A 13,250-nucleotide genomic window follows, 5' to 3' on the forward strand; every position below is an offset into this window, starting at 1 on the left:
GACGAGACTCATGGTGAAGTTTTCCACATCGCATCGCGGCGCCCTCGGCGCGGCGCTCGCCATGGTCCTTTTTGCCGCTTGCTCGGCCTCGTCGGCCCTGCCTCCCTCCCGCGGCCTGATCACTCTCTCGGGCGCGCGCGTCCCTCCCGATCCCGCGCGCATGGACTCCATCGACATCTGGCTTCGCCCGCAGCTGGACAACATCCGGGAGGATCCCACCTTTCTCATTATCACCGACTTCCACGACGGACCCGTCATGCCCTGGGAGAACTTCGTCATGGAAGGTGACACTGCCCGCGGCGGCCTGGACGGAACCATCGCCGACGCGCGGCCCGTGTACCTGGTATACGCGCACCTGCACCTCATGCACCGGATGGAACGGCTGGATGAGTGGCTTCCGGATGCGGTAGGGCTCGATGGGTACGAACTCGAGCGGGCGATCGTGGCCCGCACCGCGGACGTCTGGTTCTACGGTCGATCGCTGTACGGCTGGGCTCCCTATCTGCCCCTGGATGAACTGCTCTTCTCCAGCGAGAACGGTTATCTGGACGCCTATCTGCTGACCGCGCGCGCGGAGGAGTTCGCCATGGAGCGGGACGCCTGGCTGGACGAGAGCGCCGGGGCGCAGGAGGCATACCGTACCTGGTTCCGGAGCGCCTTCGAGACCAACCCGCCCGGCTTGCGCTGATGCCGGACCGCGACCCGCCGGCTCCGCACACGGGAGCGCGGGGTCGCGAATCTCCCGATGCGGGGCTGGTCGAGGAATGGGCCCGGACCGGGAACTGGCTCTTTCGCTGGCGCAGCTATCTGCCGCTGCTCGTCCTGGCCGCTCTCGCCGCCCTGAGCTTCGCCTTCCCACCCGGCACTGCCGGCCAACTGGACGGCTGGGAGCTGACGGGAATGCTGGTGGCCGTAGCGGGGCTGGTGCTGCGCACCTGGACCGTGGGGCATGCGCCGGCCGGGACTTCAGGCCGGGGAACCCGCAAGCTCGAAGCCACCGCGCTGAGCACCGAGGGGATGTACTCGGTGGTGCGCCATCCCCTATACCTGGGGAACCTCCTGATCTGGGCGGGCGTGGCCACGACCACGGGCAGTCTCGCCGCCGTGGCGGTCACCATTCTCGTGTTCTGGAGCTACAACGGGCGCATCATGCTCGCCGAGGAGCGCTTCCTGCAGGCACGTTTCGGCTCCGACTTCACCCGCTGGGCGGCGCGCACGCCCGCGCTATTGCCGGCTCCGCGGCTCTGGCGGCCGTACCGGCTGCCGTTCTCGCTGCTGTTCGCGCTCGGGCGGGACCACGCCGCCCTGTACGCCTGGGTGGCTGCGACCACTGCGCTGGAAGTCGCGGAGACGCTGGGCGCAGGGAACGGTCTCGATCTGGCGCCCTTCTGGGGGATCTACTTCGGAGCCGGCACGGTGGTGTATGTCGTGCTCTGGCGGCTCAAGAAGGACTCGACGCTGCTCGATGTGGAGGGCAGGTAGACGGCGCCGGTCGGGGAGAGGCGATGGTCGCGATTCGTCCTCACGACGGTGTGAGCAGCCACTTGATCGACACCGGATCGGTACCCGAGGCGTCTTCCCGCACGTGGACGTCGACGCGGCCCGTATCGGCGAGGCGGCGGTTGGTGACCCTGCCTCCGAACGCTGCGAACCCTGTCACCGTGACGCTGCGCCGGGTTCCGTCGGGAGCCGTGGCGGTGAGCCGCGAACCCCGGAGGTCGCGCACCCGGGGCGGCGGGCCGTCCTGCAGCTGGAGCCGCAGAATGCGGCCGCCATGGGGCGCGTCCAAGGCGTCGATCACTCGAAAGACCGGGGTTTGCCGTACACCGCTTGCGGCCATGCTACCTTGGGAGGTTGGAGTCTGCCGCCGTGACCCGGCGAGGGTCCCGGGGCGATGGAGAAACAAACTGGAAACCCGGTATCTGCGCGTCAATGCCGGAAGGAGGAGAGGTGACCGGGCCCGGACCCGAACACGCGCGCGCCGAAGCGGGCGCGCTGCAACTGGACGCCGACCTGATGCGCCGCCTGGGATACGAGATGGTGGACCGGGTGGTGGCCCGCTGGACCGGCCTCCGCGAAGACCGCGCCTGGGGCACCGCCGACCGGGCGTACACGGAAGCCCGTCTTCGCGAGGCGGCTCCCGAGACCGGCCGCGATCCGGACGAGGTCATCGACCGGGTTCTGCGCGACGTCCTTCCCTACGCGGGGCGCATCGATCATCCCCGCTTTTTCGCCTTCATTCCCTCCTCGCCCACCTGGCCGAGCTTCCTGGCGCACATGCTCACCGGCGGCTTCAACGTCTTCCAGGGCACGTGGCTGGAATCGGCGGGTCCCAGCCAGGTGGAGCTGGTGGTGCTCGACTGGTTCCGCGAATGGCTGGGCATGCCGGAGACCGCGGGGGGTGTGTTCACCAGCGGGGGCTCGGCCGCGACCCTGAACGCCATGGTGGCCGCGCGCCACGCGGCGGGCGACGGCGAGCGGCTGATGCTGTACGAGGGCGATCAGTGCCACGCGTCCGTGGAACGGGCCGCGCGCATCTGCGGCTTCCGCGCGGACAACCTGCGCCGCGTGCCCACCGACGACCGTTACCGGCTCGATGTCGAGGTGCTGGAGCACATGATCCGCTACGACCGGGCCGAGGGAAGAACGCCCTTCATGGTGTCCGCCAACGCGGGAGCCACCAACACGGGGGCCATCGATCCGCTGGACGCCATCGCCGATCTGTGCGAGCGCGAGGGCCTCTGGTTCCACATCGACGGGGCCTACGGCGGCTTCGCGGTCCTCGACGAAGCCGCGCGGCGGAGCCTCAAGGGCATCGAACGTGCCGACAGTGTGGTTCTGGATCCGCACAAGTGGTTTTTCCAGCCCTATGAGACGGGGTGCCTGATGGTGCGCGACCCGGCGCTGCTGCGCGATGCCTTCCGGATCATGCCCGAGTACCTGCAGGACACGGACATGAGCCTGGAGCACGTGAACTTCGCCGACCGCGGACTCCAGTTGAGCCGCTCCTTCCGGGCGCTGCGGGTGTGGATGTCGGTCCAGATCCTGGGGCTGGAGGAGTTCCGAGTCGTCATCGGACGTGCGCTCGAGCTGGCGCGCAGGGCGGAGGCCTGGATCCGGGGACGCGCGCGCCTGGAGCTGCTCAGCCCGGCCAGCCTGGGCGTGGTCTGCTACCGCTTTCGACCGCCCGGCATGGATGCGCCGGCGCTGGATTCGCTCAACCGCGAGATCCAGGACGAGATCGTCGAGAGCGGTTTCGCGATGATCTCCTCGACGCGGCTTCAGGGCGCCTACTCGCTGCGCCTTTGCATCCTCAACTACCGGAGCACCTGGCAGGACGTGCGCGCCACCCTCGAGCGCGTGGAAGAGATCGGACAGCGGCGCGTGAGGGCGGCGGCGTGCACCTCGTAGACCAGATCCTGCTGGCGGTGCTGCTCGTCCTCGCTCCCATCAACGGCGTCGCGCAACTGTGGCTTGCCAGGAAGAACCAGGAGCTTGCGCGCATTCCCGTGTACGTGAGTTCCGGGATCTTCATCTTCGTCCTGGGAGCGGCCAGCGCGATCGTCGGGGTGACCGGCGTCGGACTGCCCGCCCTGGGGCTGGCGCCGCTCGACCCCTTCGCGTTCGTGGCGTGGACGGCCGCGATCGCCGCGGCGGTCCTGGGGATCATGATGCTGTTCACGTGGATCGCCCGTGCCGCCGGGCTGCGCGACTCGCCCTTCCTGGCCCGGCTGCTTCCACGCACCCGCCGCGAGAGGGCGTACTTCGCGGGCCTTTCCTTCGTTGCCGGGACGGGCGAAGAGATCGCCTACCGGGGGTACGCCATGTCGGCGCTGGGGGCGATGTCGGTGGGCCCGTGGATGGCCGCGGCGGTCACCTCGGCGGCGTTCGGGTTGTTACATTCCTACCAGGGTGCGCGGGGTATCGTGACGACCGGGGTGGCCGGGTTCGCCTTCGCCGCGTCGTTCATTCTGACCGGGAGCATCTGGCCCGCGATGGCCGCGCACATCACGATCGATCTGGTCGCCGGGCTGGTTCTCGGCGAGAGGCTGCTCACCCATCGAGACGGAGGAACCGAGGCGTGCGCGTAGACCTCGCTTTGCTGGCGGACGCCGCCACGGTGGACAGCGCCGGCAAGCTGAACATCCTGGGCATCTTCGATTCGATCACCTCCACGCGGTTTCCGGCCAAGCACGGCCTCATCTCCCTGGTGCTGCGCTTCTCGGCGGGGCTGGCGCAGGCCGGGGAACACGCCATCAGGATTCGGTTGCGCGGGCCGTCGGGGGAGGACGTCCTGCGCCTGGACGGCAAGGTCAAGTTCGGGCCCGGCCCGGCGAGTGATGGCGGACAACTGAAGATTCCCCACATCCTGAACATGGACGGGATCGTCTTCAGGACCCCGGGACGTTACGCCTTCGATGTCGACCTCGACGGCGAGCATCAGGTGTCGCTGCCGCTGCGGGTGGTTTCGTCCGCATTCGCGGCGGCCGCCGAAGCCTGAGCGCCGCACGTTTTCAGGTCCCCGGCCGAGGAGTAGTCATGATGCAGATAGCCCGGTCGAGGGAACGCATTCTTCCGCGTCCCATCGAGCAGGAGATGCGGGAGTCGTTCCTCGACTACTCGATGAGCGTCATCGTCCAGCGGGCGCTGCCGGATGTGCGCGACGGGCTCAAGCCGGTGCACCGGCGCATCCTCTTCGCCATGCACGAGCTGGGGCTGGCCCCGGAGCGGAGCTACAAGAAGAGCGCCACCGTGGTCGGGGACGTGCTGGGCAAGTACCACCCGCACGGGGACAGCGCCGTCTACGACGCCCTGGTGCGCATGGTGCAGGATTTCTCGCTGCGTTATCCGCTGGTGGACGGTCAGGGCAACTTCGGTTCCATCGACGGGGATCCGGCGGCGGCGTACCGGTACACCGAGGCGCGCCTCTCGCGGGTGGCCGCCGATCTTCTGACCGACATCGCCCGGGACACCGTCGACTGGACGCCCAACTTCGACGACCGCCTGCAGGAGCCGGTCGTGGTGCCCTCGCGGCTCCCCAACCTGCTGATGAACGGCAGCGCCGGGATCGCGGTGGGGATGAGCACGAACGTGCCGCCGCACAACCTCGGGGAGCTGGTTGCGGCGATCAGGAAGCTGACGGACGATGAGGAGCCGACGCTGGACGAGCTGATGGAGGTCATTCCCGGGCCGGATTTTCCGACCGGCGGCTTCATCGTCGGGCGCAAGGGCATCCGGGAGATGTACCGCACCGGCCGGGGACGCATCGTCATGCGGGCGCGCGTGGTGCGCGAGAAGATCCGCGGCGGAAGGGAGCAGCTGGTGATTGCCGAGCTGCCCTACGCCACCTCGAAGTCCAAGATCATCGCCCAGATCGCGGGGCTGTCGCGCAAGGGTTCGCTGTCCGAGGTGTCCAACCTGCGCGACGAATCCGACCGCGACGGCGTCCGCCTGGTCATCGAGCTGAAGCGCGGCGCCGATGCCGGCACGGTGCTGAAGCGGCTTTTCCGGCGCACCGGCCTGCAATCCACCTTCGGCGCCATTATGCTGGCGCTGGACCGGGGCGAGCCGCGCGAGTTCACCCTGAAGGAAATGCTGGAGCGCTTCCGCGATCACCGCGTGGAGGTCATCCGGCGACGGTCGCAGCATGAGCTGGCCAAGGCGGAAGACCGCGCGCACGTCGTCGAGGGCATGCTGCGCGCCCTCGATTTCATCGATGAGGTGATCGCGATCATCCGCTCATCGGAGGATCGCGCGCAGGCGGCGGAGCGGCTGCAGGACGAGCTGGATCTCTCCGAGCGGCAGGCCGGCGCCATACTGGACATGCAGTTGGCGCGCCTGACCTCGCTCGAGCGCCAGAAGCTGGAGGACGAGCTTGTCGGGCTGCGAAAGACCATCCGCCGGCTCCGCCACATCCTGTCGAGCGAGTACCGGCAGCTCCAGGTGATGCTGGAGGAGCTGGAGGAGGGGGTGCGGAAGTTCGGCGACGCGCGCCGCACGACCATTCTGGACAGAAAGGCCGCCTCGAAGGAGACCGTGGAGGCCGCGGAGGCGGACGAGGATGTGGTGGTCACCGTCAGCCACCAGGGGTTCGTGAAGCGCATGCCCGTGCACCTGTACCGCCGCCGGCTGGCGAGCGGGAAGCTGCTCGCGGGGATGGCGCGCTACCCGGACGATTACATAGAGCGCCTCTTCGTGGCGCGCACCCAGGGGTGGATCCTCGCGTTCACGGAAGGCGGCCATGTCCACTTCCTGAGCGTGGCCGACGTTCCCGAGAGCGGGCTGGCGTCGCGCGGGCAGTCCCTGTATGCCCTGACGGAGGGCAATCGGGCGGATCCGTTCACGGCGCTGCTGCAGGTCGACAGCCTGACCGCGGACGGGCACGTGGTGTTCGTGACCGAGCGGGGCACGGTGAAGCGGACGCGCCTGTCGGAGTTCTCGAACCCGCGGGCGGTCGGGCTGGCCGCCTCCCGGGTGCGGCCGGGCGACCGCATCGTCACGGTGATGCTCTCCGAGGGCGGTGCCGACGTCATGCTGGCGACGCGCAACGGGCGTGCGATCCGTTTCGCCGAGGGGCAGGTGCCGGTCGTGGGTCGGACCGCGTTCGGGGTGAAGGGCATCCGGCTGCGCGGCGACGACCTGGTGGTGTCCGCTCTCCTGATCCGCCGGGAAGGCACGGTGCTGGCCGTGTCCGACCAGGGGTGGGGCCGGCGCACGGACGTGAGCGACTACCCGCGGCAGAAGCGCGGCGGCCTGGGCGTGGTCCTGCCTCCGCCCGGCGACCGCCAGGGAAGCTTGATCGGCGCGATCGAGGTCCTCGACCAGGACGCGGTCATGCTGGTGACGGCGGCGGGTCGCATCACCCAGGTGGTGGCGGGGGACGTGCCGGTCACCGGGAAGGGCGCGCGCGGCAGGCCGCTGGCCGAGGTGGAAGTGGGCGACCGCGTGGTCCGGCTGACCCGCACCCAGGGGGGTGGGGGGTCACCGGAGAAGACGGCACGAGAGGAGACGGCGCCGCTCTTCGCCGGCTCATGACACGACGGAGATCACGCGTCTGGGTGCTGGGCTTCTGCACCGCCCTGCTGGCCGTTTGCTCGGACGACCCGGCGCCGACCGCTCCGACCTCTACTCCTCCGCCTTCTCCGCCCGAGCAGACCGATACGGCCGACCGGGCCGCGCTCATCGCCTTCTACAACGCGACGGGCGGACCGCAGTGGCATGAGCAGAGGAACTGGAACACCACCGAGAGCATCAGCAACTGGCACGGGGTATTGACCAATCCGGCCGGCTTCGTCACCGAGCTGTCGCTCCCGGGCAACAACCTGTCGGGAACGCTCCCGCCCGTCCTCGGAGACCTCGCGCACCTGAGATGGCTGGTGCTGGACGAAAACGAGTTGACGGGTCCGGTGCCGCCTGAACTCGCAGATCTGGCGCATCTGGAGTGGCTGGTCCTTAACGACAACGAGCTGACGGGTCCGGTCCCTCCTGAACTGGGGGATCTGGCCCAACTGGAATGGCTGATCCTGAGCGACAACGAGCTGACGGGTCCGGTCCCCGCCGATTTGGGAAAGCTGAGCCGGTTGACCATTCTCGATCTGACCGACAACAGCTTCGACGGGACGATTCCGGCGGGACTCGGTGCACTGTCGCGCCTCGACTCCTTGGAGCTTGGCAACAACGAGCTGTCCGGCCCGATTCCGGCCGAGTTGGGCGACCTGGATTCTCTGCGGAGGCTGCGCCTGTCGTACAATCAACTCTCGGGTGCCATGCCGCCGGAACTTGGCAAGCTGACGAGGCTCACGTACCTGAGCGTCGCCCGCAACCAACTGTCCGGCCCGATTCCGGCGGAACTGGCGAGTCTTGGTGCGATTGAATTTCTGTCGGTTTCGCGTAACAGACTTACAGGCCCGATCCCGCGCGAATTGGGAGGTCTGGCCGGGCTGGAATGGCTGCATCTCTACGACAACGAGTTCACCGGTCAAGTCCCGGTCTCGCTGGGAGACCTGTCGGAACTGGTGTTGCTCTGGATTCACGAAAACCGGCTTTCCGGTCCCCTTCCCGAGGCATTGGGCAACCTCACAGCGCTGCGTTGGCTGCGCGTTGATGAGAACCACGATGTGACCGGCTTATTGCCACGGAGCCTGCTCGACCTGGAGTTCCTGTGGGAGTTGTCGTACGGAGCGACCGACCTGTGCGCTCAGGTCGACGACAAGTTCCAGGAGTGGCTGCGCAAGATTCCGGAGGGAAACAGGACAGATTGCGATGCCGCGCAGGTCGATCGACTCGCGCTCATCAGCCTGCACGATGTGACCGGCGGCCCGTCTTGGGCGAACCGGGCGGCGTGGGGGACGGACGCTCCCCTGCAAGAATGGCACGGCGTGGCCACCGAGGACGAACGTGTCGTGGGGGTGGCGCTGCCCGCCAACGGATTGTCCGGTCCGCTGCCTTCAGAGATCGTCAACCTTACTGAACTCAGGGTGGTCGACCTGACTGAAAACGACCTGTCCGGCGCGCTTCCGAGCCCCATCGCCACGTTGCAGGGACTGACCGAGCTCCGCCTGGGCCGGAATTCGGGGCTGCAGGGCGCGCTGCCGTTCGCCCTCCGGCAGCTGGAGCGCGTGCGCGTGCTGCTCCACGATGGCACCGGCCTGTGCGCGTCTCCTTCACCAGGCTTTCAGGCATGGTACACCGCAATTGAGGAGACGGCAGGCGCCACCTGCGACAACCCGGATCAGGTCACGGTGTCCCTGCCGATGGTCTATCTCACCCAATCGGTCCAAACGCCCTCTCGGAGCGTGCGTCTGGTCGCCAACCGGGACGCGCTGTTGAGGGCATTCATCACGGCCAGGGAACCGAGAGGTTTTTTCGAGCCCGAGGTCGTGGCGGTATTCACGGCCTCGGACGGGAGCGAGGTTCATCGCGCGGCCATGACGCGCGATGGCAACCAGATCCCCGCAGAGGCGAAAGAGGGCGATCTTGAGCTGTCCTACAACGCCGTGATTCCCGCCGAGGTCATCGTCCCGGGCGTCGAGATGGTCGTCGAGGTCGATCCTGACGGAACTCTGCCCATCACCGCCGAAAGCGAAACCCGTTTCCCGGACGAGGGCTCCGAGTCGCTGAGCGTGGTGGAAGTGCCTCCGATACAGCTCACTCTGGTTCCGGTCATGGAGATCGCGGAGCCCGACACGTCGGTTCTGGATTGGGTGCGCGCCATCACCGCCGAGAGCCCCGAACTGGGCTTGCTGAGGCAAGCGTTCCCATTCTCCGACTTCACCGTCCATCGGCGCGCACCCCATTACACGTCTCTGGACCTCACCACTTCATCCGGGCAAGTCAGGCTCCTGAGCGAGCTCGACGCGCTACGAGCATTGAGAGGCAGCACGGAGTACTACTATGGGGTCGCGGCAAGCGTGAACGGTTTCGTCCGGGGTCGCGGTCAGCTACCGGGGTGGGTAGGCATGGGCGAGGCCAGCCCCTTTACCCTGGCACACGAAGTCGGACACAATCTCTCGCTCGAGCACGCACCATGCGGCGGTCCCAGCGGCGTCGATCCGGCGTTCCCCTACCCGGACGGAAGCATCGGCGTTTGGGGATACGACTTCCGCAATGGATCAACGGTGCCTCCCGACCGCGGCAAGGACGTCATGACCTACTGCCAGACGTTGCCATGGCTCAGCGACTACCATTTCGAGAAGGTGATCGACCATCGCGCAGAGTTGGCGGGGGATGCCGCCAGCGTCGCGGCGGCAGCATCGATCCGGAATTCGGGCATGCTGGTGCTGTGGGGTGGGCTCGTCGATGACGAGTTGTGGATCGATCCGGTGTTCTCGATGCATGCAGCAGCAAGGCTTCCCAAGGCGCCGGGTCCGTACCGCATTCGCGGAACCGACTCGGACGGTCAGGCACTGTTCTCACTGGACTTCACGCCCACCGAGGACGGCCACGGCGGCAGGCACTTCTTCTTCACGGTGCCGATCGAGCCCGGTTGGGAGAACTCGCTCGACCGCATCACGCTGACGGGGCCGGAAGGCGGGGCGTACCTGGACCAGACCGACGAGCGCCGTATTACCGTGGTCACCGAGCACGGGACGGGTCGCATTCGAGCAATCCTGCGGGACTGGGACGGGGCGCTGCCGGACGTGCTCAGGAACGCATCCGACCTGGAAGTGAGCATGACCCGCGGACCCAAGGAGGCGGTGCGGCTGCGGAGGTGACGGGACGGCTGGCGGCCGCGCCGCCGCCCCCGCCCCCTCATCCACTACTCCACGTACGCCCACAGCCACTCCCGGCTCTCGCGATCCAGCGCGCGGGTGTCGCGCACGTGGTAGAGGTCGCCCGAGACGTCCCGGATCAGGAAGCTCGAATCTGACAGCTGACGGGGCCAGTCGTCGCGCCTGGTCTGAAAGGAGCGCGGACCCTGGCGCGTCTCGACCCGCCAGTACCGGATCTCCACTTCGTCGTCCACCGCGTGAATGCGCGTCACCTCCAGCACGAAGCCGGCCGCCGCGAGCGCGTCTTCGAGGGCCGCGCGCGATCCCGGGTCGAGCTTGCGGAGGTCGCGCACCAGGGCAACCTCGTCCTCCTCGGCATCCCGCAGCGAGACGAACCGCCCCGGCTCCGACCAGGGAAAGCACCGGTGCACCTTCACGCGGACCTCGCGGTCTCCGGTCCGCGCCCATAGCTGTCCGTCGATGTGTCGCTCCAACCGCAGGCCTTGCATGTCTCAATCCTCCCGTCGTCGTGGACGCTGCAGTTCCAACTGCATCTCGTGCAGACGGCGATAGATGCCGTCCGGGTGCGCCAGCAGCTCCTCGTGCGTGCCGGCTTCCGCCAGCCTGCCGTCCTTCATCACGAAGAGGCGCGATGCCCGGTGCAGGGTGGACAGCCGGTGCGCGATCGCGAACACGGTGCGCCCGGCCACCAGCCGGTCCAGCGCCTCCTGAATCTTCCGCTCCGTCTCCGTGTCCACGGCACTGGTGGCCTCGTCCAGAATGAGGATGCGCGGGTCGTGCAGGATCGCCCGCGCGATCGACACCCGCTGCCTCTCTCCGCCGGAAAGCGTCTGTCCGCGTTCTCCCACCACGGTGTCGTAGCCGTGCGGCAAGCGGCAGATGAAGTCGTGCGCGTTGGCGGCCATTCCCGCTTCGATCACCCGCTCCAGATCCGCCTCCGGATGTCCGTAGCGGATGTTCTCGACGACGGTGCCGTGGAACAGGTACGGGTCCTGGAGCACCATGCCCATCTGGCGGCGGTAGTGCCCGATCTCGAGTGACCTGATGTCGACGCCGTCGATGCGGATGCTCCCGCCCGTGGTGTCGTGGAAGCGCGCGATCAGGTTGACGACCGTCGTCTTCCCGCCTCCGGACGGCCCCACCAACCCGATCATCTCGCCGAGCTCGACGTCGAAGCTCACCCCGCGCAGGACCTGCCGTACGCCGTCGTACCCGAACGTCACCGAATCGAAGGACACGCGGCCCGCGAGCGGTTCCAGGCGCACCGGCCGCGGCTGCTCAACGATCTCCGGTTCGGTGTCGAGCACCTCGAAGACGCGGTGCGCCGAGCTTGTCGCGCGGTTCATGGTGCGCGCCATCTGGCCGATGATCTCCACCGGCCCGATGAACATGGTGGTGTAGAGCAGGAACGAGACGAAGGTCCCAGCCGACAGGCCGGGGTCCGCGCCTGGCCCCTCGAGCAGCCGCGGCAGAGCGAAGGCCCACACGGCCACCGTGGTCCCGTGCACCGCAAGCATCAGCCCCGGCCAGAAGGTCGTCCACATTCGGTGGATACGGTTGTACTCCTCCGTAACGCTCGCATTGCGCCGGTCGAAGCGCCGCGTCTCGCGCGCCTCCTGGTTGAAGGTCTTCACCACGCGCATGCCGGGGATCGTGTCCGAGAGGATGTCGGTCACGCCGGACCACTTGCGCCACGCGCGCATGAACAGGCGCTGGATGCGTTCGCCGTGCAGGTAGATGGCCCAGCAGAAAACCGGAACCGGCGCCGTCATCACCAGCCCGAGCTTCCAGTCCAGGGTCAGCAGCACGATGCCGAGTCCCGTCAGCATCACCAGCGACAGCGACACGTCGACCACTCCGAAGGCCAGGAATTCCCATAGCCGGTCGGTGTCCGAACTCACGCGCGTAATGATGCTTCCGGTCTTCTTGCGCATGTAGAAGGACATGGAGAGCCGCTGGAGATGCTCGTACAACTCGGTGCGCAGGTCACGCGCGACCCACTCGCCCAGCACAGAGAGCATGCGCAGCCGCACGAGGGCGCCCACCTGGCGCACGACGTAGACCAGCGCCATCGCTCCCACCGCGACCCATGCCGCCAGCGCGCCCCGGGAGACATCCAGCGTGCCGTCCTGCACCGGCTGGATGACATCGTCCAACAGGTATCCGGCGAGGTAGGGCGGGATCAGGCTCACCAGGGTGATCAATCCCGCCGCCGCCAGCCCGGCGGTTACCTCCTTTCGGTACGGCCGCAGGTAGCCGAGCAACCTCCAGATCACGGCTACGCGAGAGCCCGCGACGATGGCCTGGGCTTCGCGGATCGGTCCCGCCACGCTCTCGGCGTAGGTTTCGTCCGGGGCCGCCGACTCGATGCGTCTGCCGCGCAACCGCTCCTCGACGACGAAGCGCAGATTCTCCATCGCGCGCCGCTGCCTGTGCGTGTAGCGCACCGTGGCGAGCGGCGGCTCGTCCGGCTCGGCCAGAAAGGACAACACGGTGCCGGAGAGGCCCGGTGATTCGCTGACCGCCTTGATCGCGGAGCGTGGAACGCTGTGTATCTCCCATTCTCCAGGCGCACTCTCGTCGGGAGTGTCGTGACCTGCGGTCCCCCGCCGCGCTACCGCCAGGTGCTCCGGTCCCAGGGCGACCCAGGTCTCCGCCAAGCGGAGCCCGGGGTCCAGGTCGGCCAGGGCGTAGAGCTGCACCGGTGCACCGCTCCACGCCGCCTCGATGGCGTCCCTCGCCCCGGCGGGCATTCTCGCTGGCTGGTTGGTGTACCGGGTGACGATTTCGCGGTCCATTCCCCCGCCGCGCCTCTTCATCTCCTCGCTCTGTCGCATTCTCTCTCACTCCGCAAAAGAAAACGGCCCATCGAGTCCGCCGTGGAAGCGGACCCGATGGGCCGGACTTTTCTGGGAAAGCCCCTGGCTCTGTTAGGGTTCAGCCTCCCTGGGCGGGTCGCCCCCGGCGACGCGCGCGACCGCGCGGCCTGCGGGCACGACGATCCGGAAACGCGCCGGA

General features: G+C 67.9%; 10 protein-coding genes. 7 read left to right on the top strand and 3 right to left on the bottom strand.

Annotated elements, in window-relative coordinates; translation table 11 throughout:
- Window positions 1–10: 10 nt before the first annotated feature.
- Entirely contained in the window at window positions 11–688 is a 678-nt protein-coding gene (locus OXU32_02555; GenBank protein MDE0072849.1) for a hypothetical protein, read from the top strand.
- Entirely contained in the window at window positions 688–1,482 is a 795-nt protein-coding gene (locus OXU32_02560) for an isoprenylcysteine carboxylmethyltransferase family protein (GenBank protein MDE0072850.1), read from the top strand. Before OXU32_02555 ends, OXU32_02560 begins: the two co-directional genes overlap by 1 nt.
- 40 nt (window positions 1,483–1,522) lie before the next feature.
- Here OXU32_02560 and OXU32_02565 read toward each other — a convergent pair whose 3' ends face one another.
- Window positions 1,523–1,801 carry a hypothetical protein gene (locus tag OXU32_02565; protein MDE0072851.1) on the bottom strand — a complete coding sequence of 93 codons (279 nt, stop codon included), beginning with the start codon at window positions 1,799–1,801 and terminating at the stop codon, window positions 1,523–1,525.
- 149 nt (window positions 1,802–1,950) lie between these two features.
- Between OXU32_02565 and OXU32_02570 the strand changes: the two genes are divergently transcribed.
- Genes OXU32_02570 through OXU32_02590 form a run of 5 tightly spaced genes read left to right on the top strand, consistent with a single transcriptional unit; the run spans window position 1,951 to window position 10,214 of the window.
- Complete coding sequence (locus OXU32_02570; protein MDE0072852.1) at window positions 1,951–3,411, top strand: aminotransferase class V-fold PLP-dependent enzyme; 1,461 nt, start codon at window positions 1,951–1,953, stop codon at window positions 3,409–3,411.
- Window positions 3,399–4,091, top strand: coding sequence for a CPBP family intramembrane metalloprotease (locus OXU32_02575; GenBank protein MDE0072853.1), 693 nt, complete (start codon window positions 3,399–3,401; stop codon window positions 4,089–4,091). The genes OXU32_02570 and OXU32_02575 overlap by 13 nt, the downstream gene beginning before the upstream one ends.
- Entirely contained in the window at window positions 4,082–4,501 is a 420-nt protein-coding gene (locus tag OXU32_02580; protein MDE0072854.1) for a hypothetical protein, read from the top strand. Before OXU32_02575 ends, OXU32_02580 begins: the two co-directional genes overlap by 10 nt.
- A gap of 38 nt (window positions 4,502–4,539) precedes the next feature.
- Complete coding sequence (gene gyrA, locus OXU32_02585) at window positions 4,540–7,035, top strand: DNA gyrase subunit A (protein MDE0072855.1); 2,496 nt, start codon at window positions 4,540–4,542, stop codon at window positions 7,033–7,035.
- On the top strand, window positions 7,032–10,214 hold the full coding sequence (locus OXU32_02590) for a M66 family metalloprotease (protein MDE0072856.1): 3,183 nt from the start codon (window positions 7,032–7,034) through the stop codon (window positions 10,212–10,214). Before gyrA ends, OXU32_02590 begins: the two co-directional genes overlap by 4 nt.
- A gap of 44 nt (window positions 10,215–10,258) precedes the next feature.
- Here the strand turns inward: OXU32_02590 and OXU32_02595 are convergent, their stop codons facing one another.
- Both OXU32_02595 and OXU32_02600 read right to left on the bottom strand, forming a co-directional pair.
- The gene (locus OXU32_02595; protein ID MDE0072857.1) at window positions 10,259–10,720 is read right to left on the bottom strand and encodes a DUF1854 domain-containing protein; all 462 of its coding nucleotides are present in this window, start codon (window positions 10,718–10,720) and stop codon (window positions 10,259–10,261) included.
- A 3-nt stretch (window positions 10,721–10,723) separates the two neighbouring features.
- Window positions 10,724–13,069 carry an ABC transporter ATP-binding protein gene (locus OXU32_02600; protein ID MDE0072858.1) on the bottom strand — a complete coding sequence of 782 codons (2,346 nt, stop codon included), beginning with the start codon at window positions 13,067–13,069 and terminating at the stop codon, window positions 10,724–10,726.
- Window positions 13,070–13,250: the final 181 nt, after the last annotated feature.

It is taken from the genome of Gammaproteobacteria bacterium (genome assembly GCA_028819075.1).
In the GTDB taxonomy this organism is placed as follows: Bacteria; Gemmatimonadota; Gemmatimonadetes; order Longimicrobiales; family Gaopeijiaceae; genus BD2-11.

What these genes read in the sequence shown, in the direction of transcription:
- OXU32_02555 (MDE0072849.1), top strand. Translation starts at nt 11, where the DNA reads ATGGTGAAGTTTTCCACATCGCATCGCGGCGCCCTCGGCGCGGCGCTC.
- OXU32_02560 (MDE0072850.1), top strand. Translation starts at nt 688, where the DNA reads ATGCCGGACCGCGACCCGCCGGCTCCGCACACGGGAGCGCGGGGTCGC.
- gyrA (MDE0072855.1), top strand. Translation starts at nt 4,540, where the DNA reads ATGATGCAGATAGCCCGGTCGAGGGAACGCATTCTTCCGCGTCCCATC.
- OXU32_02590 (MDE0072856.1), top strand. Translation starts at nt 7,032, where the DNA reads ATGACACGACGGAGATCACGCGTCTGGGTGCTGGGCTTCTGCACCGCC.
- OXU32_02595 (MDE0072857.1), bottom strand. Translation starts at nt 10,720, where the DNA reads ATGCAAGGCCTGCGGTTGGAGCGACACATCGACGGACAGCTATGGGCG.
- OXU32_02600 (MDE0072858.1), bottom strand. Translation starts at nt 13,069, where the DNA reads ATGCGACAGAGCGAGGAGATGAAGAGGCGCGGCGGGGGAATGGACCGC.